This is a genomic window from Bacteroides eggerthii (genome assembly GCF_025146565.1).
GTDB classification, from domain to species: Bacteria; Bacteroidota; Bacteroidia; order Bacteroidales; family Bacteroidaceae; genus Bacteroides; species Bacteroides eggerthii.
This window is the reverse complement of the sequence record NZ_CP102258.1, coordinates 731,505-755,815: the sequence shown is the minus strand read 5'-3', so window position 1 is coordinate 755,815 and position 24,311 is coordinate 731,505. Positions and strand designations below refer to the sequence as shown.

Sequence of the window (24,311 nt, the reverse complement as noted above, 5' to 3'; positions counted from 1 at the left end):
TAATAAAAACACCTTTCAAGACCTTAACTCATTAAGCGTCTGAAATCATTGCAAAGTTATAAAAACAAGTTTCACTTGCAAGAGCTATCTGCTGAAAGTTTTTTTATCGGAGATTTAGCGAGTACCTTCTTATAGCCTAAGGGATCGCTTGGAGTATCTCTATGACAGATTCATTGCTATTCCTCTTTTCATTTTTGCAAATCGAAAAGAGGGCTGAATACTTACAAACAATTAGGGTGATAAAGTGGAGAAAACTCCATTTTATCACCCTAATTGTTTTACCGGACTGTCAGACGATAACATGATCTCCCGACAAACCTTTCTGCCATAGCTATGAGTGTCTTTTACTTCTTCTCACAACTCCTAGTGCTGAAAGCCACGAGCATCCACACCATTTTTTCCTGTTCTTTCAGATAGCCGGTCATCAAATCGGCGGTTGCATCATCACCGGCTTCATTAGCCAGCTCAATCACCTTTCTTTCCTCACCGATGAGGTAACTGTAGGTTTCGAGGATATGGTCAACAGCCTCGCCCCCGCAAGTGATACCGGAGATTTCTTTCACTTTCGCAACCTTGAGGTAGCTGCTGAATTTATTTTCGGGCGAACCGCCTAACATCAGGATACGTTCTGCGATTTCATCCACTTTCTCCGCAGCATCGTTGTACATATCTTCGAATTTGCTATGCAAAACGAAGAATCCATATCCTTTGATATCCCAGTGGAAGCCGCGGAGATTGGTATAGTGTACTTGGAAGTCTGCCAACAATTGGTGCAAGGCAGATACTACGCTGTTTACTTTGTTCTCATTCAAATGCAAATAATCTAAAGTCTTCATAATCTTTCTATTTTAAAAGTTTGTACTATTTTTCTTTGTTTCTGTTGCAAAGATAACCGGTAAATAAATGCTTGTCAAACAGATAATTTCTATCTTTGCATAGAACGATTCTATATATAACATTCAAAAACCCTGTTTACTATGACTCTGCAACAACTGGAATACATACTTGCCGTCAATCAGTTCCGCCATTTCGCCAAAGCCGCCGAATATTGCCATGTCACGCAACCCACCCTGAGTGCCATGATTCAGAAATTGGAAGAAGAGCTGGACACCAAGATTTTCGACCGCAGCCAACAGCCCGTATGCCCTACTCCTATCGGTATCCACATCATAGAACAAGCTCAAAATGTGTTAGTTCAGGCAAACCGTATAAAAAACATTATAGAAGAAGAAAAACATTCCCTTTGCGGAGTATTCAAGCTGGGCATCCTTCCCACGATAGCCCCTTACCTATTGCCCCGTTTCTTTCCTCAATTAATGAAGAAATATCCCCAGCTCGATATCAGGGTGGTCGAAATGAAGACAAATGACATCAAAAAAGCCCTGCAAACGGAAGAGATAGACGCCGGAATCGTAGCCAGCCTGGCAGGTATGGAAGAGTTCCGGCAGATACCTTTATTCTATGAACAGTTCTACACATATATCGCAAGAGAAAACAGGCTGTTTGCCAATGAAATCATACGCACAGCCGATTTGACAGGAGAACAGCTTTGGATGCTGGATGAAGGCCATTGTTTCCGCGACCAGTTGGAACGCTTCTGCCAGCTAAAGGCAGCTCGTGCCAGCCAGTTGGCCTATCATTTGGGCAGCATGGAAACCTTTATGCGCATGGTGGAGGGCGGTAAAGGAATCACTTTCATTCCAGAGTTGGCAACGTTGCAACTGGATGATAGGCAGAAAGAACTGGTGCGTCCCTTTGCCATTCCCTGTCCTACCCGACAAATCATCCTGCTGACCAACCGGAGCTTTATCCGTAATACACTCCTGAAAACAATCACCGAAGAAATTACGGCCGCAGTGCCTAAGGAAATGCTTTCCCTGAAAGCAACCCAGGCTCTTGTATAGATTCTGTCTATCGGCCCATAAAACTTTTCAATCGTTTTTTTTGTTCTACCGGGAAAAATTGCTATATTTTTGCATCGGTAAAACAAAAAACAAATCTTTTAAAAAGTATAATTATGGAACCGATTATCAACTCTCAACTCCCTGAATTCAAAGTTCAGGCTTTCCAAAACGGAAGTTTCAAGACAGTAACCAACGAAGACGTAAAAGGCAAATGGGCTATTTTCTTCTTCTATCCGGCAGACTTTACGTTTGTATGTCCTACCGAATTGGTTGATGTTGCAGAAAAATACGACCAATTTCAGGCAATGGGTGTAGAGGTTTACTCCGTAAGCACAGACTCCCACTTCGTACACAAGGCATGGCATGATGCTTCCGAAAGCATCCGCAAGATTAAATATCCGATGTTGGCAGACCCCACAGGCGCATTGAGCCGTTCATTTGGTGTAATGATTGAGGAAGAAGGCATGGCCTACCGCGGTACATTCCTCGTAAACCCCGAAGGCAAAATCAAACTTGCCGAAATACAAGACAACAGCATCGGACGTAATGCAGACGAACTACTCCGCAAGGTAGAAGCTGCACAATTCGTAGCCACCCATGACGGTGAGGTTTGCCCCGCCAAATGGAAAAAGGGTGCTGCCACTTTGAAGCCGAGTATCGACCTAGTCGGTAAGATTTAGCCGTACCCCCATACGGTAAATGTTACTATGTAGAGACTATCCCTATCTCTTCCTTGCAAGAGCAAAAGAAAGGAGATAGTCTCTTTTTATACCTCAACATTAAAGACCCGCATCATCATGTTAGAAACAAATATATTAGACCAAGTGCGGAGCATATTCCAACCATTGGAAGCCCGCTATACTTTCCACATCACTTGTAATCCGAAGCATGAACAGGCTCGCGAGCTGATTGATTTTCTAAATGAAATAACGAGTTGTTCCGACAAACTCTCCTGCCGGCTAACCGAAACCGAGACGTCCGGACCGGAGTTCACCCTCCTGAAAGAGGAGCAGGAAACCGGAATAAAATTTCGCGCAATCCCGGGTGGACACGAATTCAGCTCCCTGCTTCTCGCTGTACTAAATGCCGATGGAAAGGGGAAAAACCTGCCGGATGAAAGTATCGGCCGCCGCATCAGAGCACTGAAAGGAACAATCCGCCTGCAAACCTATGTGTCACTGACCTGCACCAATTGTCCTGACATAGTGCAAGCATTGAATATCATGGCGCTGCTGAATCCCCACATCACCCATGAGATGATAGACGGGGCTCTCTTTCAGGAAGAAGCAGATGCACTGAAAATACAAGCCGTACCGTCCGTTTATGCCAATGGAAAGCAGTTCCATGTGGGACGCGGCTCTTTAGGAGAACTTCTTCAAAAGTTGGAAGACACTTTCGGAAGCCTGCCACAAGAAGATGCAGCGCCTGTCCCAAGGAAATTCGATCTGCTTGTCCTCGGTGGAGGACCTGCCGGAACTTCAGCAGCCATTTATTCTGCCCGCAAAGGGTTGCGCGTCGCTATTATCGCCGAAAGAATAGGCGGACAGGTAAAAGAAACCGTAGGCATCGAAAACCTGATTTCCATACCTCAAACAACCGGCTCGCAACTTGCCGACGCACTCAAGAACCATATAGGACATTACCCCGTTGAAGTCTTTGAAAACCGGAGAATAGAGAAAGCGGAGCTCCAAGGCAAAGAGAAAAAGGTCTTTTCCGGTGGTGGAGAAACGTTTACGGCTCCTGCCGTAATCATTGCCACAGGTGCAAGCTGGCGCAAACTGAATGTAGAGGGAGAGACCGAATATATCGGACGCGGCGTAGCCTTTTGCCCGCATTGCGACGGTCCTTTCTATCAAGGCAAGCATGTGGCTGTCATCGGCGGCGGGAACTCCGGCATAGAAGCCGCCATTGATCTGGCAGGCATCTGCAAGGAAGTAACCGTCTTTGAGTTTGCCGACACACTGAAAGCCGACCGTATCCTGCAGGAGAAAGCCCAAAGCCTTCCCAACGTGGAGATATTCACCTCTTCACAAACCATCCGGGTGGAAGGCAACGGCGAAAAAGTAACCGGTATCCGCATCAAGAACCGTATTACCAATGAAGAGCGTGACTATCCATTGGACGGCATCTTCGTACAAATAGGCCTGGCAGCCAACAGTGCGCTTTTCCGCGATGTACTGGAAACAACGACGTCCGGTGAAATCAAGACGGACACATTCTGCCGTACCACGATTCCGGGAGTATATGCGGCAGGAGACGTATCCAACGTGCCCTACAAGCAGATTGTCATAGCTATGGGAGAAGGCGCCAAGGCAGCGTTGTCCGCTTTTGACGACCGTATCAGGGGAATAATATAACCCGTTTATCTGCCGGAAGCTATCTTCAGTTCCCGTATCAGGTTTCCGGCCTTGCCATATCTTTCTATCATGAACAAGATGTAGCGTACATCCACCCCGATGCAACGCTGCATCTTCGGTTCATAGAGGATGTCACTGCCCATCGCTTCCCAATTGCCGTCAAAAGCCAATCCGAGAAGTTCTCCTTTTGCATTAAACATGGCGCTTCCCGAATTGCCGCCCGTTATGTCATTATTAGAGATAAAGCAAACGTTCATTTCCCCCTTTTCATCGGCATACCTGCCAAAGTCACGATTGGAGAACAAAGAAAGAATCTCCGGCTGCACCTCAAAATCCACATCACCTGCGTGGGCTTTCACCTTTTCGAGGATGCCTTTAGTCGTTGTATGATAATCGTATTCAGCACCGTCAAACGGAGTATATCCGCATACCGTACCAAAACTCAAACGCATGGTAGAATTTGCGTCGGGATAGAAATTACGGGACGAATACATCCTGCGTACGGCACCATTCAACAAACGCTCATTACGGGCAATATTCATGGCAGGCTCCCTCGTCTGCATATTGATTTCAAACATCTTGCCAATCAGATCAATCCCCAGGTTTATGGCAGGATCATCATAGATGTGATACGTAGTATCCTGCTCCAAAAAGCGTTTCAAACCGCGTGGAGTAGTCAATTCCGAACTTGCATACAGGCTGTCCACATAAGCCTTGTCATTGCCGCCATACCGGGTGGCAATCGTACCATAAAATTCCGGTAGATAGGTAGAATCCACTTTGGAACGATACTCCTTCAGCATAGCTGTAAAGACCTCCTTGTCAATCTCCAGATCCAAATTGGCGTATTTCTCTACAATCGCTTTCAGATTAGCCACAACAGCCTTCTGTTCCCCCTCAAAATCGAAATTCAAAATGGACAAAGCCAATTGCACCAACTCCGGCCCATTCAGAAATGCTTCGGCAAAATAGGCCAATGCATGATTGGCTTCACGCACATTTTTATAATCCAGTTCCAAATCAGGAAACAGCTGCAATAACGTCTCACGTTCTCCGGGCGTCTGTTGTATCCAACGGCGAAGTTCCTGCTCCATCGCACGCTTCTTCTCCAGAATATGCGACTTCCGGATGGCCCTGTTCACTCCGATACTGTTTTTCCAGTAATTGGAGCTTTCATCATATTTGGAGGCATACTTTATGCGGATACTGTCCCGCCTGTCCATTTCACGCTTCCAGATAGCCTGCTTAATACCCCGGACATCTATTTGCGCCTGGTTGTCGTTATTCATCATCTCTTCGATGCCAAACGAAGAGAGATAGCGTTCCGTTCTGCCCGGATACCCCAATGTCATGCAGAAAGAACCTTCTTTATATCCGTCAAGCGAAACCGGAGCCACATATTCGGGATGATAAGGGACGTTTTCCGGCGAATAATCCGCCGGGCGGTTGTTCCTATCGGCATAGATACGAAATACGCAGAAATCGCCCGTATGGCGCGGCCACACCCAATTATCCGTATCCCAACCAAACTTTCCAACCGAAGAGGGCGGCGCAAACACCAGCCGGACATCGTTATAATCGCGATAGACGGACAGCCAAAACTCATTGCCGCCATAATAGGCATCTACAATTCCTACCAAAGTCGAATCTTTATGAGCCACTTCTTCACTAACGGCAAACATCACCGAGTCGATCGTAGCGGAGCGTTCCGCTTCGGCCATCCCCGGTTTCACCGCGCCGAGCACCCGTTTTGTAACATCCTCCGTCCGCAACAGGAAACGGACGTAAAGCTCCGGATTCGGCAACTCCTCGCTGCGGCTATGCGCCACAAAACCGTCTTTCAGATAGTCGTGTTCCACAGAAGAATGTTGCTGTACACAACTGAAACCGCAATGATGATTCGTAAATACCAATCCGTCTTCCGACACAACCACCCCCGAACAAAAGCCACCGAAGCTGACTACGGCATCCTTCAATGAAGGGCGTCTGGAACTGTACAGTTTATCTGCCGGCATCTGCAGGCCAAGCTCTTTCATGGTACGGCGTGTCTGTTTATCCAGATTGCCCAGCATCCACATGCCCTCATCCGCCCGCACCGCTAAAGTGAAGAAGCAACAAACGGCTATAATTACGAACCTAAATTTCATATCATTTCGCTCTATGTATCTGAAACAAATATCATTCAGCAATCAACCTTAACCGACTGGAACCGGTACGCGCTTTCAGCCATTCGGTAATCTTCTCTTTCTCATGGGTGTCCGGATGCTTGCCGAACTTCAAGACAGCAAGCGTAACGGTATCTATCCGTACTGAGTCAACCGTCAGTTCGAGTGCATGAGAAATGGAAACCGACTTAACGGAAGGATAAAGCACTTTCAACTCAGGAATAATCTTTTTGCCCAATTCATCGTATTTCCGATACTGTTCCAAGTTCTTTTCCAATGAAGAGATTTGTTGTTTCTGCTCCACCAGACGCTGCTCACTGTTCTTATAGAAATCCTCCATAACCATGGCCCGAATAGAGGAAATATCCACCGACTCGTTGTTCATCCCTTGAAGCACAACCAGTTTGGTATTATCCAGTTTATAATCTTTCATTTTACTGCGGGCTATGGCAATAGAGGCTTCCGGCACTTCCTGCCCTATCAAGACTACGCGTATTTCGTGCTGTTTGCCTTCATGATGGATTTTTTTATCCAATACCTGTGTGTTTTCAAACGCAAGCTGTTCGTTTACAAAACGGTTTGCTGCGCTTTCAAAGAAAGTATCCTGAATAATCCCTACCGTAAGATATACAGCCGGGCACATCGTGACAATAGCTATCAGTACGATATACTTCCGCACTTTCTTCTCACGATTCTTATCCACAAACTCTTTGCGTTGGAAATGCATCACACGCACACCGATAAAAGTAGCCAGACTGATGAAGACGGAGTTGATGAAATAAAGATAGAATGCACCGAGGAAATAAATCAGATTGCCCGTTGCCAATCCGTAACCGGCTGTACACAGCGGCGGCATCAACGCCGTAGCAATGGCGACACCCGGAATCACATTCCCTTTTTCTTTGGTGGAAAGCGCCGTTACTCCCGCAAGGCCACCCATTAATGCGATGAATACGTCATAAATCGTAGGTGAGGTACGTGCCAGCAACTCCGACTGTCCCTCGGCAACCGGACTGACCAAAAAGAATATGGTGGCGGTGGTAACACTGAACAAGGTGGTTATCAAGAAACTTTTCAGTGAACGTTTCATCAGTTCAAAGTCATTCAGACCGACCGAAAGCCCCACACCCATTATAGGTCCCATCAACGGAGAGATAAGCATCGCGCCGATAATTACGGCGGTGGAATTGACATTCAAACCGAGTGAGGCCATAAAGATAGCAAATATCAGAATCCACAAATTGGCTCCCTTAAACTCAACACCCTTCCGAATGGAATCGACAGTTTCGAGCTCATTGTCTTTATCTTTGCGTAAATCCAGATACTCTTTCAGAAAGTTCTTGATTGCAAATGCGTTTCTGTTGGAATTGACAGGCTGTTCCATAAAATAAACTATTTTCTAATAAAACGATTGATAACAGGTATTTGGCCAAGCGGTAAGTCACGCTTTATAATATAAGCTACAAATAAGGATAATAGCAACGTGCGGAAAGCCATACGAAGATAGATATTTCCAATCGGCACATATTCCGCAATTACATAGAGTATGGCAGCCAGGAGCACATAACATCCGATTGACTTCAAATCATACCGGATAGGATATTTCTTCTGACCGACAAAATAAGAGAGCAGCATAGCTACACCATATCCCGTAAATCCGGCCCATGCACAAGCCATATAACCGTACTTCGGAATCAAAAGGACATTCATCGCCACCAGAATTGTGCAACCTATCAATGAGAAATAAGCCCCCCATCGCGTTTCATCAATCAGCTTATACCAAAAAGAAAGATTAAAGTAAATTCCCATAAAAATCTCCGCAGCCATTACGATAGGAACCACACGCAACCCCGGCCAATAGTCGCGACCGATGATATACCGGAGAATATCCAAATAGAACATCACCGCAAGAAAAGCAACCAGCGTGAAGATGATAAAGAACTTCATGGCCTGTGCATACACCTGTTTATTGTCCTTATCACGACTCTTACCGAACACGAAAGGCTCGTAAGCATAACGGAAGGCCTGTGTCAGCATTGCCATTACCATTGCAATCTTGCTGGCGGCTCCATAGATGCCAAGCTGTACGGTGGCTTCCGCCTCGTCAGGATACACAAAGGGAAAGATTATCTTGTCCGCCACCTGATTCAGAATACCCGCAATGCCCAACACCAGCAACGGCAAGCTATAAGCAAGCATCCGCTTCAACAGTTTCTTGTCCAGCACATAAGTGAAGCCGCGCAATTCGGGTATCATGCAAAGCATAATGGTAGAGGTGCATACAAGGTTGAAGAGGAAAGCATACGCCACGTCATCGCCTTCCATCCAGACGTAATAAATCAGGTTCAAGGCTATGTTCAGGAAGATGAACAACAGTTTGAGCGCCGCAAACTTAATAGGACGTTTCTTATAGCGCAAATAAGCGAAAGGAATACTTTGAATGGCATCCATCGCCACTACAATCATCATCATTCCCACATACCAGGGATGTTCTCCATACTCCAGCCAATCGGCAACGGGTTGAAGAAACAACAATCCCAGAGCAAGGAATGTCAACGCACCGATGCCTACGCTGAGTAATGTTGTGGAATATACCCGCATCGGGTCGTCCTCTCCTTTATTGGCAAAGCGGAAAAAGCCCGTCTCCATGCCGCACGTCAACAGCACCAGCAACAGCGCCACCCACGCATAGATATTAGTCACAACGCCATAACCTCCCGACTGCGCAGACAAGGCCATGGTATATACGGGTACTAACAGATAGTTGAGGAAACGCCCCACAATACTGCTCAACCCGTAAATGGCAGTTTCTTTTGCCAATGATTTTAATCCAGCCACGTTATTTAGTGTTTAGCAATTTTTCAATGCTCCATTATACTCCATGCCGATCGTTTACCGGAAAACGTCAATCATTAAACAACGTTCTCTGACTATTGTAGAGGCTTCGTCCCAAATGTTTGTAAGCCAGCTCCGTTACTTCACGACCGCGAGGAGTGCGCTTCAAGAAACCTTCCTTTATCAAGAACGGTTCATATACCTCTTCAATAGTGCCTGCATCTTCTCCCAAAGCCGTAGCAATGGTTGTCAGGCCTACCGGACCACCCTTGAACTTATCGATAATCGTACAAAGTATCTTATTGTCTATCTCATCCAGACCGTATTTGTCAATATTCAGCGCTTCGAGCGCAAAATTAGCGATCTGCGTATCGATGCTGCCCGAACCTTTCACCTGCGCAAAGTCCCTCACGCGGCGCAGCAAAGCATTGGCAATACGCGGCGTACCCCGACTGCGTCCTGCAATCTCCGAAGCAGCCTTTGTGGAACAAGGAACATCCAGAATACTTGCCGAACGACGGATGATGCCACTCAACACATCATCATCGTAATATTCCAAATGAAGGTTGATGCCAAAACGGGCACGCAACGGAGCAGTCAGCAAACCGCTACGGGTGGTAGCGCCCACTAAAGTAAACGGATTCAGGTCGATCTGTATGCTTCGTGCCGACGGGCCTTTGTCGATCATAATATCAATGCGGTAATCCTCCATAGCCGAATACAGGTACTCCTCCACCACAGGACTCAACCGATGTATTTCGTCAATGAAAAGCACATCGTTCGGTTCCAGACTGGTAAGGACACCGGCCAGATCACCCGGCTTGTCGAGCACCGGCCCGGAAGTAATCTTGAAGCCTACTCCCAGTTCGTTGGCTATAATGTTGGAAAGTGTGGTTTTTCCCAATCCGGGAGGACCATGAAGCAATACATGATCCAAGGCCTCGCCTCTGAGGCGGGCAGCCTTTACGAAAATACGCAAATTATCAACCACTTTATCCTGTCCGCTGAAATCCTCGAAATTCAAAGGACGGAGAGCGTTCTCGAAGTCACGCTCCTTGCTGGTCAGTTGATGATCACGTATGTTAAAATCTTCTTGTTCCATTCAAAATCAGTATATACAGCGACAAAGATAATGCAAATCTTTCAACGTTTCATAAACTCCTTCCTTTCTTCTTCCGGAAATTTCTCAATGGCATAACGCAGCATGGTACGCGGCATCACCTTGCAATATTTCTCCAGAAACTGCACCAACAAATCCTTGTCCCTCTTCCCCATTTCGCGCAGCATCCAGCCTATTGCCTTTCTCATCAAATCGTGCGGATGATGCAACAGCCGTTCGGAAAGCGCCAGAATATCAATGAAATCACCGTTTTTGATTAGAGTATAAGTGGAAACAACCGCAATACGCTGGTCCCAAAGCAGTTCACTGCCTGCCAAACGATAAAGATCTTCGCGGGACTTATCTTTCAAATATTCCCCCACAATACCCGGAGCAGACAAGTCCACCAAGTCCCAGTTATTGATGCGCGACGTCTGTGAAAGATAGAAATCATAAATGCGTTTTCTCTCCTTTTCATCGCTTTTCTTGAAGCGCTCCACCAGCATCAACAGAGCACAAAGACGACATTCATGCCATTGGCTTTGCAAAAGTTCCGCCATAACATCCAAAGGAGCATCTTTATGCCGCTTGGCCACTAAACGGGTATTCGGCACTACCACTCCCAGAAACTTGTCGCCTTCGCCATATTGCCCTTTTCCCGTTTTGAAAAAATTAGGGAGATACTCCCTTTTCACCGGATCTATGTACTCGCTTATCTCCTGTTCTATCTCCTTTGCCCACTGTCTCATATTCTCTTATATATTTGCTATTCGTAATGTTACCTGCCAAAAATAGCAATTTTTTCCACGCTAAATAGAAAGATATTCCTACTTTTGCAGAAAATCAACATATTATTTTATGATTTTAAATTACATTTGGGTAGCATTTTTTGTAATAGCTTTCATTGTGGCGCTCTTCAAACTCCTGTTCATGGGAAATGTAGAGATATTTACGGAACTTGTCAACTCTACATTCGACTCCTCCAAAACTGCATTCGAAATATCGTTGGGGCTGACCGGCATTCTGTCCTTATGGCTCGGCATTATGAAGATCGGTGAAAACAGCGGTATGATCAACGCACTCTCCCGCTGGTTGAGTCCGGTGTTTTGCCGCCTCTTTCCGGAGATACCCAAAGGACACCCCGCCATGGGATCTATTTTCATGAACCTCTCCGCCAACATGCTGGGGTTGGATAATGCCGCTACCCCAATGGGGCTGAAAGCCATGAAAGAACTTCAGGAACTCAATCCGAAGAAAGACACAGCCACCAACCCGATGATTATGTTCCTTGTGCTGAACACTTCCGGATTGATATTGATACCTGTCAGCATCATGATGTACCGTTCGCAAATGGGTGCTGCGCAGCCCACCGACATCTTCATCCCGACACTGATTACCACTGCCATTTCCACCACTGTCGGTGTGATTGCCGTCAGCATTGCACAACGGATAAACCTGTTGAATAAACCTATCCTCATTCTGATCGGTTGCATCAGCCTGTTCTTTTCCGGACTTATCTACCTGTTCACCCAAGTAAGCCGCGAGGACATGGGAGTCTATTCCACACTGGTTGCCAATATAATACTTTTCTCCATCATCCTGCTTTTTATCCTTTGGGGATTGTGGAAGAAGATTAATGTGTACGACGCTTTTATAGAAGGTGCCAAGGAAGGGTTTACAACAGCCATACGCATCATCCCCTACCTGGTAGCTTTTCTCGTTGGAATCGCCGTTTTCCGCGCTTCAGGCGCAATGGATATAATAGTAAACGGCATCGGCTACATCGTAGGCTTGTTCGGAGTAGATACCGGCTTTGTAGGAGCTTTGCCCACCGCTTTGATGAAATCATTGAGCGGCAGCGGCGCCAATGGCCTGATGATTGATACAATGAAGCAATATGGCGCCGACTCCTTCGTCGGCCGCATGAGTTGCGTGGCACGCGGTGCTTCGGATACAACGTTCTATATACTTGCCGTTTACTTCGGCAGTGTAGGCATTACGAAAACCCGCAACGCGGTTACCTGTGGTCTGATAGCAGATTTATCCGGCATTATCGCCGCTATCATCATCAGCTATATATTCTTTTTCTAAAAAAAGCCCATTCTAATAAATAGTAAACAATATGATAAGTTATCAAGCGGACGGCATCAAAATGCCTGCAATCAAGAAACGGGAAACAACGGAATGGATTAAAGCCGTTGCTGCCACCTATGAAAAAAGAATCGGTGAAATCGCCTATATTTTTTGCTCGGACGAGAAAATTCTCGAAGTAAACCGGCAATATCTTCAGCATGATTATTATACCGACATCATCACTTTTGACTATTGCGAAGGCAACCGCCTGAGCGGCGATCTCTTTATCAGCCTTGATACGGTACGCACCAATGCCGAACAATTTGCCGGCAACGACTATGAAAGAGAACTGCACCGGGTCATTATCCATGGCATCCTGCACCTTTGCGGCATCAATGATAAAGGTCCGGGAGAACGGGAAATTATGGAAGCTGCCGAGAACAAGGCACTGGCCATGCGATAGAAATTGCAACGCAAGACAAGCATAAAAGTGATGAGTTTTTTGTCATCACTCATCACCCTTAGGCTCAACTATCTGTAAATAAGCGACTTAATAAGTTACGAGAAACATTATGACAGTGACGACCAAATGTTGGTCGTCACTGTTTTTGTTTACTATTATGCTCTCTAGCATATCGTAACATCCTTATTTACAGCAACAACAAACGTTCCATACAGCCCTTGTCACAATATTGTTAAAATACCTTTTATACCGAGACATTAAGTTCATTTGCGCTGAAAGGACAAGTGCAATTGCCTCTTCCCAACCGAAGGAACGTTGCTGATTTGATAAACCTGAAGAAGAAAATCGGTTAAAGCAATGAAAAATAAAAAGATACGCGTACCAAGTCAATACCAACGGTTGGTACGGCTTGTACCTCACTAAGGTACAAGAGATTTCTCAGTGAGGTACACGTCGTACCAAAGCAGGAAACTTGCCGTACCTTACTAAGGTATTCTCCGGAACCAAGGAGCCGGATATCTATGTACCGGAGACGCCGGCAGTCCCACACGAAGTATTTCCTAAGAATTCACAAGGAAAAGAAAGAAATCGCGGCTACAAAATAACTTTTTAGTAACTTTGCAGGGTTTAAAAAGAGATTGAACGAATGGAGTTTAAGTATGATGTTATTGTAATCGGCGCCGGACATGCCGGCTGTGAAGCCGCTGCCGCTGCCGCAAACCTGGGTTCAAAGACCTGTCTTATCACGATGGACATGAATAAGATAGGCCAAATGAGTTGCAACCCTGCCGTAGGCGGTATTGCCAAAGGGCAAATTGTACGTGAAATAGACGCATTGGGTGGATATATGGGATTGGTAACTGACAAAACCGCTATCCAGTTTCGTATATTAAACCGCTCCAAAGGACCTGCCATGTGGAGTCCGCGTGCGCAATGCGATCGTAACAAATTCATCTGGGCATGGCGTGAAATTCTGGAAAACACTCCCAACCTGCATATTTGGCAGGATACCGTACAAGAGATTCTTGTTGAAAACGGCGAAGTGACCGGACTCACTACTCTTTGGGGAGTAACTTTCCGCGCCAAATGCATCGTACTGACTGCCGGAACTTTCCTGAACGGACTGATGCACGTGGGACGCACCATGCTTCCGGGCGGACGAATGGCCGAACCTGCATCCTACCAACTGACCGAATCCATTGCCAGACATGGCATCACATACGGACGAATGAAAACCGGAACGCCGGTACGCATCGACGGACGCAGCGTGCACTATGAGGATATGGATGTTCAGGACGGAGAAAACGATTTCCACAAGTTCTCCTTTATGGATAACGGCGTGCGCCATTTGAAGCAACTGCCATGCTGGACCTGCTTCACCAATGAAGAAGCACACCGCATCCTGCGCGAGGGTCTGCCGGACTCTCCCCTTTTCAACGGACAAATTCAAAGCATAGGTCCCCGTTACTGTCCCAGTATAGAGACAAAAATTGTGACCTTCCCCGACAAAGAGCAGCATCAGCTTTTCCTGGAACCGGAAGGTGAAACCACTCAGGAACTCTACCTGAACGGCTTCTCTTCTTCCTTGCCAATGGACATACAGATTGAGGCACTGAAAAAGATTCCTGCATTCCGGGATCTCGTAATTTACCGCCCCGGTTATGCAATAGAATATGACTTCTTCGATCCCACCCAGCTCAAACATACGTTGGAAACGAAGAAAATCAAAAACCTGTTCTTTGCCGGACAAGTAAATGGAACCACCGGCTACGAAGAAGCAGCCGGACAGGGCATCATCGCCGGTATCAATGCACATATCAACTGCCATGGCGGAGAACCCTTCACCCTTGCACGCGATGAAGCATACATCGGCGTATTAATCGATGACTTGGTAACCAAAGGCGTTGACGAGCCTTACCGTATGTTTACTTCACGTGCGGAATATCGTATCCTCCTCCGTATGGATGATGCCGATATGAGACTTACCGAAAGAGCCTGGAAACTCGGACTTGCAAAGAATGACCGCTACGAGTTACTAAGAAGCAAACGCGAAGCCGTTACAAACATCATAAACTTCACCCGGAATTATTCGATGAAACCAGCATTAATCAATCCGGTACTGGAACAACTTGGCACCACTCCACTTCGCCAGGGATGCAAGCTGATAGATTTGATAAACCGTCCGCAAATAACCCTGGAGAACATGGCACAGCATGTCGGCGCTTTCCATCGGGAACTTGATAAAATTACGGAAAGAAAAGATGAGATTATCGAAGCGGCAGAGATACTTATCAAGTATGAAGGATACATCGGACGCGAACGAATCATAGCAGATAAACTGGCACGACTGGAAAGCATAAAGATTAAGGGAAAGTTTGACTATAATTCCATTCAATCCCTTTCCACCGAAGCCCGCCAGAAGTTAGTCAAAATCGACCCGGAAACAATAGCCCAAGCAAGCCGGATTCCGGGAGTATCACCAAGCGACATTAATGTACTGTTGGTGCTTTGCGGCCGATAAGAGCCAACGTTCCACGTGAAACAAAAAATTCAATAAACGCAATAAAAAAACTGATTATGAGCAAAGAAACACTTGCCAAGAGCATTCGGGAAATTCCCGACTTCCCTATCCCCGGAATCTTATTTTATGATGTAACCACCCTGTTCAAAAATCCGGTTGCATTGCAGGAACTTTCAGACACCTTGTACGAAATGTACAAGGACAAAGGAATAACCAAAGTTGTAGGCATAGAATCCAGAGGATTCATTATGGGACCAATTCTCGCCACCCGCTTAGGAGCCGGCTTCGTACCCATACGCAAACCCGGAAAGCTGCCGGCAGAAACCATTGAAGAAAGCTACAATAAAGAATATGGAAAAGATACGGTGCAAATCCACAAGGATGCCATTGAACCGGACGATGTAGTGTTGCTACACGATGACCTGCTGGCCACAGGCGGAACAATGGAAGCTGCCTGCAAATTGGTAAAGAAGATGAATCCCCAAAAGATATATGTAAACTTCATTATCGAGCTGAAAGAGCTGCATGGAAAGGATGTATTCGATAAAGATGTGGATGTAGAGTCTGTACTGACGCTATAAAAATAACGGTAGGGCGACAGCACCTTTAGAGTATGGAAGAACTAAAAACAAGTGATTATCTAAAAGGTATCGTTCTGAACCTTCCCGAAAGCCCCGGTGTTTACCAATACCTGAACACCGAAGGAACGATTATATATGTAGGAAAAGCCAAAAACCTGAAACGCAGGGTGTCGTCCTACTTCAACAGGGAGCACGAACCGGGAAAAACACGCGTACTGGTAAGCAAGATTGCAGATATCCGGTATATCGTAGTCAATACGGAAGAAGACGCCTTATTACTGGAAAACAACCTCATTAAAAAGTATAAGCCCCGCTACAATGTATTGCTGAAAGACGATAAAACCTACCCGTCCATCTGCGTACAGAACGAATACTTTCCACGCGTATTCAAGACACGAAGAGTCATACGCAACGGCTCTTCGTACTATGGTCCGTACAGTCACATACCGTCCATGTATGCGCTGCTCGACCTTATCAAGCATTTATATCCGCTACGCACTTGCAACCTGAACCTCTCTCCGGAAAACATCCGGACCGGGAAATTCAACGTATGCCTGGAATATCACATCAAGAACTGTGCAGGTCCTTGCGTCGGCAAACAAAGTCAGGAAGAATATCTGAACAACATCGCCGAGATAAAAGAGATACTCAAAGGCAACACCCAAGAGGTAGGGCGGATGCTGTATCGGCAAATGCAGGATCTTGCCGCCGAAATGAAGTTTGAAGAAGCGCAAAAGATCAAAGAAAAGTACCTGCTGTTAGAAAATTATCGTTCCAAATCAGAAGTCGTGAGCAACATATTGCATAATATCGACGTGTTCTCCATTGAAGAAGATACCGATGAAAAGTCCGCATTCATCAATTACCTGCATATCACGAACGGAGCTATCAACCAAGCTTTCACCTTTGAGTACAAAAAACGGCTGAACGAAACCAAAGAAGAGCTCCTTTCGCTGGGTATCATCGAAATGCGCGAACGCTACAAAAGCCTCTCCCGCGAAATCATCGTGCCTTTCGAACTGGATATGGAACTCAAAGATGTCGTCTTCACCATTCCACAACGCGGTGATAAGAAAAAACTGCTTGAACTTTCCATCCTCAATGTGAAACAATACAAAGCCGACCGGCTGAAACAGACGGAAAAGCTGAACCCGGAACAGCGCACTGTGCGTCTCTTGAAAGAAATCCAAGGGGAATTGCATCTCGACCGGCTGCCTATGCGCATAGAATGTTTTGATAATTCCAACATCCAAGGGTCGGACCCTGTTGCGGCATGCGTCGTTTTCATCAAAGGTAAACCGTCCAAAAAGGACTATCGGAAGTACAATATCAAAACAGTGGAAGGCCCCGATGACTATGCATCCATGAAAGAGGTCGTGAAACGGCGTTACCAGCGCGCTATCGAAGAGAACAGCCCCCTCCCCGATCTTCTTATCACCGACGGCGGAAAAGGGCAAATGAGCGCCGTAAAAGAGATTATAGACGAACTAAACCTTGACATCCCCATTGCCGGACTTGCCAAAGACGGGAAACACCGTACATCGGAACTGCTGTATGGATTCCCGCCTCAAACAATCGGACTCAAACAAAATTCCCCCCTTTTCCGTCTGCTGACACAGATACAGGACGAGGTACACAGATTTGCCATAACTTTCCACCGCGACAAGCGCAGCAAGCGACAGGTAGCCTCGGCCTTAGACGAGATAAAAGGAATCGGAGAAAAAACCAAAAACACCCTGCTAAAAGAGTTCAAAAGCGTAAAACGCATCAAGGAAGCATCCACAGAGGATATTATCAAGGTGGTTGGCGAAGCCAAAGCAAAAATCATAAAGGAACACTTTGCCAACAAATAGCCCTATCTTACACATAACAATCACAAATTTATTCGTAACTTTGCAATTCGCAAAATTAATTTTTAGAACCAAAGCATGAGAGTAGTCATACAACGTACCGGACATGCATCTGTTACCATCAACGGGATTTGCAAGTCTGCCATTCAAAAGGGCCTTATGATATTGATTGGCATAGAGGAGACAGACGGAAAGGAAGATATTGATTGGTTGTGCAAAAAGATCGTCAACCTGCGCGTCTTTGACGATGAAAATGGCGTAATGAACAAATCCATACTCGACATCGGCGGTGACATACTGGTAATCAGCCAGTTCACGCTGCACGCATCGACCAAGAAAGGCAATCGCCCCTCCTATATCCGGGCAGCGAAACCGGAAATATCTATCCCGCTATATGAACAATTCTGCAAAGAATTGAGTTTAGCGTTAGGCAAGGAAATAGGAACCGGCGAGTTCGGAGCCGACATGAAGGTAGAATTATTGAACGACGGTCCTGTGACCATTTGCATGGATACAAAAAACAAGGAATAATGACACTGAAAGAAGCACAGAAAGAAGTAGACTCCTGGATTAAGCAATATGGAGTGCGTTACTTCAGCGAGCTCACCAATATGGCCGTACTGACCGAAGAAGTAGGTGAACTGGCACGAGTTATAGCGCGCAAGTATGGCGACCAATCCTTTAAGGAGGGAGAAAAAGATAATATCGAAGAAGAAATAGCAGATGTCCTTTGGGTACTTCTCTGCATCGCAAACCAAACCGGAGTCGATGTCACCGAAGCGTTTGCACGCAGCATAGAGAAGAAAACCAAACGTGACCAAACAAGGCATATCAATAACCCTAAATTATCTGATCATGGAGAATAATGAATCCACCCAGAACAAGTACGATGCTGCTTTGGCAAAGTACAACACCAATTTGAACGATGCGGAAGTGGCTGCAGAAGTAGCCAAAATAATCGAGGAGAAAGTGCCTGCAAACAACACTCCGGAAGTAAAGAAATTCCTGTTCAATTGCATTGACCTCACCACGCTCAACAGTACAGACAGCGATGAAAGCGTCATGAAATTTACTCAAAAAGTAAACCGGTTTGACGAAGAATTTCCCGACCTGAAAAACGTGGCAGCTATCTGTGTATATCCCAATTTTGCAGAAGTAGTAAAAGATACATTGGAAGTAGAAGATGTAAAAATTGCCTGTGTATCAGCAGGTTTCCCTTCTTCCCAAACTTTTATAGAAGTAAAAATTGCCGAAACCGCCATGGCCATTATGGAAGGTGCTGACGAAATAGACATCGTCATCTCTGTAGGCAAGTTCCTGAGCGGAGACTATGAAACCATGTGCGATGAAATACAAGAACTGAAAGCTACCTGCAAAGAGCACCACCTGAAAGTAATCTTGGAGACGGGAGCTTTGAAAACGGCAGCAAACATCAAGAAAGCCTCTATCCTATCCATGTATGCCGGAGCTGATTTCATCAAGACCTCTACCGGAAAACAACAGCCTGCCGCTACTCCGGAAGCAGCATACGTAATGTGCCAGGCCATTAAGGAATACCATGCGTTGACAGGCAATAAGATTGGTTTCAAACCGGCAGGCGGCATCAACTGTGTAAATGACGCACTGATTTACTATACCATTGTGAAAGAAGTGCTTGGAGAGGAATGGCTGAACAATGAATTATTCCGTTTGGGAACCAGCCGTTTGGCAAATCTATTACTCTCGGAAATCAAAGGCGAAGAAATGAAGTTCTTTTAACAAGAAGTATTAGTGTAGAATGCAGACAGCCTGACAAGATCTCTTGTCAGGCTGTCTGCATATATAAATCATTTTATTATTTCTCACGCTCTATCACATAATCAAGATAGGAAATAAGCGCTCTCTTAACATCCGTATCTTCCATGGCAGCCAACAATGAAAGCGCCTTTTCTTTAAAGTCCACCATAACTTTCGTGGCATACTCAATGCCGCCATGCTCTTTGGTAAATTCGATCAATCGGGCTATTTCATCAGCAGTCGCCGTTCCGTTCTTAACCTTTACAGCAATCTCCTGCGCCGGCTTGTCCTGCGTTGAATTGAGTACATAAAGCGCAGGCAATGTCAGCTTTCCTTCCAGCATATCATTTCCGGTAGGTTTACCGATTTCTTTGTTCTCATAATAATCGAATATATCGTCTTTAATCTGAAAACAAAGACCGATATACTCACCAAACAAACGCGCATATTCCGCCTTTTCATCGTCAACACCCACCGAAAGCGCACCTGCTTTCATGCACGCGGCAAACAATACGGCTGTCTTCTTGCGGATGACATCAAAATAGACCTCTTCGGAATATTCAGGGTTACTGACATTGGAAAGTTGCAACAACTCCCCTTCTGCCAAATCCTGCCCTAAATTTGAAACGAGATCAATTATAGCGTAATTACGCGTCATCCCCACTTCCACCAAAGCCGTTGCCAACAAATAATCACCCGTAAGAACCGCTACCTTATTATTAAAGATAGCATTCACAGAAAGCTGCCCCCGGCGTTCGGTACTCTCATCCACCACATCATCGTGCACCAAGCTCGCTGTGTGCAGAAGCTCCAGAGCAACCGCAGCATGCAGTGTTGCCGGACGAACCTCATTGTACAACTTTGCAGCAAGCAGAACCAGAATCGGGCGCATCATCTTCCCATTCTTCTGTCGGATATGCGCAATCACGCTATTCAGCAAAAGATTAGAACTGGAAAGGCAAGTATCAAAATGCTTTTTGAAGTCTTCCAACTCCGCAGAAATCGGGGATTTTATGAGGGATATACTGTCCATACATCGCTATTTGAGCACAAAAATAGTAATAAAACAGTTAATACGGTATTTTTTTGTACTTTTACCATGAAAAAAAGGATAAATCTATGAATTCAACCGATAAACTTTTCTTGCTTGACGCTTATGCATTGATATACCGTTCTTATTATGCATTTATCAAAAATCCGCGAATCAACTCCAAAGGATTCAACACTTCTGCCATTTTGGGATTTGTAAACACTCTCGAAGAAGTGCTGAAAAAAGAAAATCCTACGCACATAGGGGTAGCTTTCGATCCTTCAGGACCAACATTCCGCCACGAGGCTTATGAACAATATAAAGCGCAGCGGGAAGAAACTCCCGAAGCCATCCGTCTCTCCGTACCTATTATAAAAGATATCATCCGCGCCTACCGTATTCCTATTCTGGAAGTCTCCGGTTACGAAGCCGATGATGTGATAGGTACACTTGCCACAGAAGCCGGAAGACAAGGTATCATCACCTATATGATGACTCCCGATAAAGACTATGGGCAGTTGGTATCGGACAATGTATTCATGTATCGTCCCAAACACAGCGGCGGATTCGAGGTCATGGGCATCGATGAGATAAAAGCCAAATTCAATATCCGCTCCACAGAGCAGGTCATCGATATGTTGGGATTGATGGGCGACTCTTCCGATAACATTCCCGGCTGTCCGGGTGTGGGAGAGAAAACCGCACAGAAGTTAGTTGCGGAATTTGGCAGCATCGAAAACCTGCTTGCCCACACCGATCAACTGAAAGGCGCACTGAAGACCAAAGTGGAAGCCAACCGGGAAATGATTACTTTCTCCAAATTCCTTGCAACCATTAAAGTCGATGTACCCATTAAGCTCGACATGACAACACTCGTTCGCGAAGAACCTGATGAAGAGAAGCTTCGCAAGATTTTCGAGGAACTGGAGTTTCGCACTCTCATTGACCGCGTTCTGAAAAAATCAGGTGCTCCCCTCTCCTCTTCTTCCAACTCCGTTTCACCCGACCTTTATGCCGGAACCTTGTTTGCTCGTCCAGTCGATAGTCCAACTCCTGAAAACAACGGTCCTGTTCAAGGCGATTTGTTTGCAAATTTTGCAGACAACGGCACAGACAACGCGGAAAATTCAAATCTCACGCACTTAGAAATGCTTGATGTAGACTATCAACTCATTGATACAGAAGAAAAAAGAAGCGAAATTATTCAAAAGTTACTTACAACAGAAATTCTCTCAATAGATACTGAAACTACCGGAACCGAACCAATGGAGGCAGAACTGGTAGGAATGAGTTTCAGTAATGCCGAAAACCGGGCTTATTACGTCCCTGTTCCGGCAAATCGTGACGAAGCATTAAAAATCGTAAATGAATTCCGCCCGCTTTATGAAAATGAAAATTCCATGAAGGTGGGACAAAACATCAAATACGACATGATTGTCCTTCAAAACTACGGAGTGCAGGTGAAGGGAAAACTTTTCGACACCATGCTCGCCCATTACGTATTGCAACCGGAACTCCGTCACAACATGGACTACCTTGCCGAAATCTACCTGCGCTATCGGACAATCCACATAGATGAACTCATCGGAAGCAGAGGAAAGAACCAGAAAAGCATGCGTGACCTTCCACCGGAAGACGTGTACCGCTACGCTTGCGAAGATGCGGACGTCACTCTAAAGTTGAAGAACGTACTTGAAAAGGAACTGAAAAAGCAATCTGCCGAACATCTCTTTTATGAGATTGAAATGCCACTCGTACCGGTACTTGTCAACATTGAAAGCAACGGAGTACGCATCGATACAGAAGCTCTCAAGCAATCGTCCGAACATTTCACTCTCCGCCTGCAGGAAATCGAAAAAGAAATCTATGCACTGGCAAATGGTGAAACTTTCAACATCGCCTCTCCCAAGCAAGTAGGTGAAGTGCTGTTCGACAAACTCAAAATCGTAGAAAAAGCCAAAAAGACCAAAACCGGCCAGTATGTTACCTCGGAAGAAGTACTCGAAAGTCTGCGCAACAAACATGCAATCATTGGCAAGATACTCGAATACCGCGGGCTGAAGAAACTGTTGAGCACCTATATCGATGCATTGCCCCAACTGATAAATCCGCGTACAGGCCGCATCCATACCTCTTTCAACCAGGCAGTAACCGCCACCGGCCGGCTCAGTTCCAGCAATCCTAACTTGCAGAACATCCCCATTCGCGATGAAGACGGTAAGGAAATCCGTAAAGCCTTTATTCCTGATGACGGGTGCGAGTTCTTCTCCGCCGACTACTCACAGATTGAACTGCGTATTATGGCACATCTGAGTCAGGACAGAAATATGATTGACGCTTTCCTCAGCGGATATGACATCCATGCGGCCACCGCTGCCAAAATATACAAGGTGGATATCAGCGAAGTAACCACCGATATGCGCCGTAAGGCTAAAACCGCCAATTTTGGTATTATATACGGTATCTCTGTCTTCGGGCTGGCAGAACGTATGAATGTTTCCCGTCAGGAAGCCAAAGAACTGATAGACGGATATTTTGAAACCTATCCGCAAATCAAGGAATATATGGACAAAAGCATTCAGGTGGCACGCGAAAACGGATATGTGGAAACCATCTTCCACCGCAAGCGCTTCCTGCCGGACATCAACTCCCGAAACGCCGTAGTACGCGGTTATGCAGAGCGTAATGCAATCAACGCCCCTATTCAGGGAAGTGCTGCCGATATCATCAAAGTAGCCATGTCGCTCATCTATCAACGCATTCAAAGTAACAATCTGAAAGCAAAGATGATTTTACAGGTCCATGACGAACTAAATTTCAGTGTTCCTGAGGCAGAAAAAGAGATTATACAAAAAATTGTAATCGAAGAAATGGAACGGGCATATCGCATGCTGGTACCCTTAAAAGCTGATTTTGGCTGGGGGAAAAACTGGTTGGAAGCACACTAATCCGGTCTATAACTTTATTTAACTTACAATCAGAAAGCAACAGAAGTGATTGCTTTAAAATACAGTTTGCTCATCAGAATATCCGGCATCTTCACTGCCGGATATTTTTTATTCATTAATCTTTCCAAAAAGAAAGTATATTTCCTGTACATATTCTGACATATTGATAAAATAAATCCCGATTATTATATTTATGTCAATTTATTGCGTACATTTGCAGCGTAATCAATGACATATTGATAGAAAATAGTAAGTATAACTCTAAAAACATAAAACCATGAAAACTTTAAAAACTTTGATTCTGTTCTCTTTTCTTTTTGTATGTGGAATGAATGTATCAGCAGACAATAAAAGTAACCTCATTTACAATTCGGAAGAAGTAAATGGTATGAAGGTCGCTGAAACTGTTTACAAAATGGACGGCAGTACACTTGCCAACTATATGAAGTACAATTATAAGTATGATGACCAAAACCGTATGACAGAAAGCGAAGCCATGAAATGGAACGCTGTCAAGAATACATGGGCCAACGACATGTGCATCCGCTACGCTTATCAAGGAAAGTCGGTTACCACTACCTATTATAAGTGGAACAATAAAAAAGGCACATACGTCCTCATTCCTGAAATGACTATTACAATGGATAACCCTAACATGTAAAATACATCCATTCTCTCTTAAAGATACTTTACAACCCAAAACCTTTCT

20 protein-coding genes are annotated in these 24,311 nt (G+C 45.4%); 13 read left to right on the top strand and 7 right to left on the bottom strand.

From position 1 onward, the window contains the following. Positions 1-344: 344 nt before the first annotated feature. On the bottom strand, positions 345-836 hold the full coding sequence (locus NQ546_RS03145; protein ID WP_004291895.1) for a Dps family protein: 492 nt from the start codon (positions 834-836) through the stop codon (positions 345-347). Between the two features lie 141 nt (positions 837-977). Here NQ546_RS03145 and NQ546_RS03140 point away from each other — a divergent pair, with 141 nt between their 5' ends. The 3 genes from NQ546_RS03140 to ahpF all read left to right on the top strand — a co-directional run bounded on the left by NQ546_RS03140 (position 978) and on the right by ahpF (position 4,261). Then, positions 978-1,904: a hydrogen peroxide-inducible genes activator gene (locus NQ546_RS03140; RefSeq protein WP_004291894.1), complete on the top strand. Its 927-nt coding sequence runs from the start codon at positions 978-980 to the stop codon at positions 1,902-1,904. Positions 1,905-2,017: 113 nt separating this feature from the next. After that, entirely contained in the window at positions 2,018-2,584 is a 567-nt protein-coding gene (gene ahpC, locus NQ546_RS03135; RefSeq protein ID WP_004291893.1) for an alkyl hydroperoxide reductase subunit C, read from the top strand. 117 nt (positions 2,585-2,701) lie between these two features. Next, complete coding sequence (ahpF, locus tag NQ546_RS03130) at positions 2,702-4,261, top strand: alkyl hydroperoxide reductase subunit F (RefSeq protein ID WP_004291892.1); 1,560 nt, start codon at positions 2,702-2,704, stop codon at positions 4,259-4,261. Positions 4,262-4,266: 5 nt separating this feature from the next. Here ahpF and NQ546_RS03125 read toward each other — a convergent pair whose 3' ends face one another. The 5 genes from NQ546_RS03125 to NQ546_RS03105 all read right to left on the bottom strand — a co-directional run bounded on the left by NQ546_RS03125 (position 4,267) and on the right by NQ546_RS03105 (position 11,109). Further along, positions 4,267-6,408 carry a S46 family peptidase gene (locus NQ546_RS03125; RefSeq protein WP_004291891.1) on the bottom strand — a complete coding sequence of 714 codons (2,142 nt, stop codon included), beginning with the start codon at positions 6,406-6,408 and terminating at the stop codon, positions 4,267-4,269. 31 nt (positions 6,409-6,439) lie between these two features. Beyond that, positions 6,440-7,810 (bottom strand): TIGR00341 family protein, encoded by a 1,371-nt coding sequence (locus NQ546_RS03120; protein ID WP_004291890.1) that lies wholly within the window; start codon positions 7,808-7,810, stop codon positions 6,440-6,442. A gap of 8 nt (positions 7,811-7,818) precedes the next feature. Then, positions 7,819-9,264 (bottom strand): lipopolysaccharide biosynthesis protein, encoded by a 1,446-nt coding sequence (locus NQ546_RS03115; RefSeq protein WP_004291889.1) that lies wholly within the window; start codon positions 9,262-9,264, stop codon positions 7,819-7,821. Positions 9,265-9,331: 67 nt separating this feature from the next. Continuing rightward, positions 9,332-10,363 (bottom strand): Holliday junction branch migration DNA helicase RuvB, encoded by a 1,032-nt coding sequence (ruvB, locus tag NQ546_RS03110; protein WP_004291888.1) that lies wholly within the window; start codon positions 10,361-10,363, stop codon positions 9,332-9,334. A gap of 41 nt (positions 10,364-10,404) precedes the next feature. Beyond that, positions 10,405-11,109, bottom strand: coding sequence for a DNA alkylation repair protein (locus NQ546_RS03105; protein WP_004291887.1), 705 nt, complete (start codon positions 11,107-11,109; stop codon positions 10,405-10,407). Between the two features lie 109 nt (positions 11,110-11,218). On the opposite strand from NQ546_RS03105, the gene NQ546_RS03100 reads away from it, so the two are divergent. The 8 genes from NQ546_RS03100 (at position 11,219) to deoC (ending at position 19,606) form a co-directional block, all read left to right on the top strand. Then, a complete protein-coding gene (locus NQ546_RS03100) occupies positions 11,219-12,451 on the top strand; it encodes a nucleoside recognition domain-containing protein (RefSeq protein WP_004291886.1) in 1,233 nt (410 codons plus the stop codon). Between the two features lie 31 nt (positions 12,452-12,482). Further along, on the top strand, positions 12,483-12,896 hold the full coding sequence (gene ybeY, locus NQ546_RS03095) for an rRNA maturation RNase YbeY (protein ID WP_004291885.1): 414 nt from the start codon (positions 12,483-12,485) through the stop codon (positions 12,894-12,896). Between the two features lie 646 nt (positions 12,897-13,542). After that, entirely contained in the window at positions 13,543-15,417 is a 1,875-nt protein-coding gene (mnmG, locus tag NQ546_RS03090; protein ID WP_004291883.1) for a tRNA uridine-5-carboxymethylaminomethyl(34) synthesis enzyme MnmG, read from the top strand. Between the two features lie 56 nt (positions 15,418-15,473). Then, positions 15,474-15,998, top strand: a complete 525-nt coding sequence (locus NQ546_RS03085) for an adenine phosphoribosyltransferase (RefSeq protein ID WP_004291882.1) — start codon at positions 15,474-15,476, stop codon at positions 15,996-15,998. Between the two features lie 32 nt (positions 15,999-16,030). Then, complete coding sequence (gene uvrC, locus NQ546_RS03080) at positions 16,031-17,851, top strand: excinuclease ABC subunit UvrC (protein ID WP_004291880.1); 1,821 nt, start codon at positions 16,031-16,033, stop codon at positions 17,849-17,851. Positions 17,852-17,926: 75 nt separating this feature from the next. Further along, positions 17,927-18,379: a D-aminoacyl-tRNA deacylase gene (gene dtd / locus NQ546_RS03075; protein WP_004291878.1), complete on the top strand. Its 453-nt coding sequence runs from the start codon at positions 17,927-17,929 to the stop codon at positions 18,377-18,379. Continuing rightward, positions 18,379-18,714: a nucleotide pyrophosphohydrolase gene (locus NQ546_RS03070; RefSeq protein ID WP_004291876.1), complete on the top strand. Its 336-nt coding sequence runs from the start codon at positions 18,379-18,381 to the stop codon at positions 18,712-18,714. The genes dtd and NQ546_RS03070 overlap by 1 nt, the downstream gene beginning before the upstream one ends. After that, positions 18,704-19,606: a deoxyribose-phosphate aldolase gene (gene deoC / locus NQ546_RS03065; RefSeq protein WP_004291873.1), complete on the top strand. Its 903-nt coding sequence runs from the start codon at positions 18,704-18,706 to the stop codon at positions 19,604-19,606. The genes NQ546_RS03070 and deoC overlap by 11 nt, the downstream gene beginning before the upstream one ends. A gap of 76 nt (positions 19,607-19,682) precedes the next feature. On the opposite strand, the gene NQ546_RS03060 is transcribed toward deoC, so the two are convergent. Beyond that, entirely contained in the window at positions 19,683-20,657 is a 975-nt protein-coding gene (locus tag NQ546_RS03060) for a polyprenyl synthetase family protein (RefSeq protein ID WP_004291871.1), read from the bottom strand. A gap of 86 nt (positions 20,658-20,743) precedes the next feature. Here NQ546_RS03060 and polA point away from each other — a divergent pair, with 86 nt between their 5' ends. Next, positions 20,744-23,602 carry a DNA polymerase I gene (polA, locus tag NQ546_RS03055; RefSeq protein WP_004291869.1) on the top strand — a complete coding sequence of 953 codons (2,859 nt, stop codon included), beginning with the start codon at positions 20,744-20,746 and terminating at the stop codon, positions 23,600-23,602. A 277-nt stretch (positions 23,603-23,879) separates the two neighbouring features. Then, complete coding sequence (locus NQ546_RS03050) at positions 23,880-24,263, top strand: DUF3836 domain-containing protein (protein ID WP_004291866.1); 384 nt, start codon at positions 23,880-23,882, stop codon at positions 24,261-24,263. The last annotated feature ends 48 nt before the right edge of the window (positions 24,264-24,311 follow it).

Coding starts and splice junctions, on each gene's coding strand:
- NQ546_RS03145 (WP_004291895.1), bottom strand. CDS start 836: ATGAAGACTTTAGATTATTTGCATTTGAATGAGAACAAAGTAAACAGC.
- NQ546_RS03140 (WP_004291894.1), top strand. CDS start 978: ATGACTCTGCAACAACTGGAATACATACTTGCCGTCAATCAGTTCCGC.
- ahpC (WP_004291893.1), top strand. CDS start 2,018: ATGGAACCGATTATCAACTCTCAACTCCCTGAATTCAAAGTTCAGGCT.
- ahpF (WP_004291892.1), top strand. CDS start 2,702: ATGTTAGAAACAAATATATTAGACCAAGTGCGGAGCATATTCCAACCA.
- NQ546_RS03125 (WP_004291891.1), bottom strand. CDS start 6,408: ATGAAATTTAGGTTCGTAATTATAGCCGTTTGTTGCTTCTTCACTTTA.
- NQ546_RS03120 (WP_004291890.1), bottom strand. CDS start 7,810: ATGGAACAGCCTGTCAATTCCAACAGAAACGCATTTGCAATCAAGAAC.
- ruvB (WP_004291888.1), bottom strand. CDS start 10,363: ATGGAACAAGAAGATTTTAACATACGTGATCATCAACTGACCAGCAAG.
- NQ546_RS03105 (WP_004291887.1), bottom strand. CDS start 11,109: ATGAGACAGTGGGCAAAGGAGATAGAACAGGAGATAAGCGAGTACATA.
- NQ546_RS03100 (WP_004291886.1), top strand. CDS start 11,219: ATGATTTTAAATTACATTTGGGTAGCATTTTTTGTAATAGCTTTCATT.
- ybeY (WP_004291885.1), top strand. CDS start 12,483: ATGATAAGTTATCAAGCGGACGGCATCAAAATGCCTGCAATCAAGAAA.
- mnmG (WP_004291883.1), top strand. CDS start 13,543: ATGGAGTTTAAGTATGATGTTATTGTAATCGGCGCCGGACATGCCGGC.
- NQ546_RS03085 (WP_004291882.1), top strand. CDS start 15,474: ATGAGCAAAGAAACACTTGCCAAGAGCATTCGGGAAATTCCCGACTTC.
- uvrC (WP_004291880.1), top strand. CDS start 16,031: ATGGAAGAACTAAAAACAAGTGATTATCTAAAAGGTATCGTTCTGAAC.
- dtd (WP_004291878.1), top strand. CDS start 17,927: ATGAGAGTAGTCATACAACGTACCGGACATGCATCTGTTACCATCAAC.
- NQ546_RS03070 (WP_004291876.1), top strand. CDS start 18,379: ATGACACTGAAAGAAGCACAGAAAGAAGTAGACTCCTGGATTAAGCAA.
- deoC (WP_004291873.1), top strand. CDS start 18,704: ATGGAGAATAATGAATCCACCCAGAACAAGTACGATGCTGCTTTGGCA.
- NQ546_RS03060 (WP_004291871.1), bottom strand. CDS start 20,657: ATGGACAGTATATCCCTCATAAAATCCCCGATTTCTGCGGAGTTGGAA.
- polA (WP_004291869.1), top strand. CDS start 20,744: ATGAATTCAACCGATAAACTTTTCTTGCTTGACGCTTATGCATTGATA.
- NQ546_RS03050 (WP_004291866.1), top strand. CDS start 23,880: ATGAAAACTTTAAAAACTTTGATTCTGTTCTCTTTTCTTTTTGTATGT.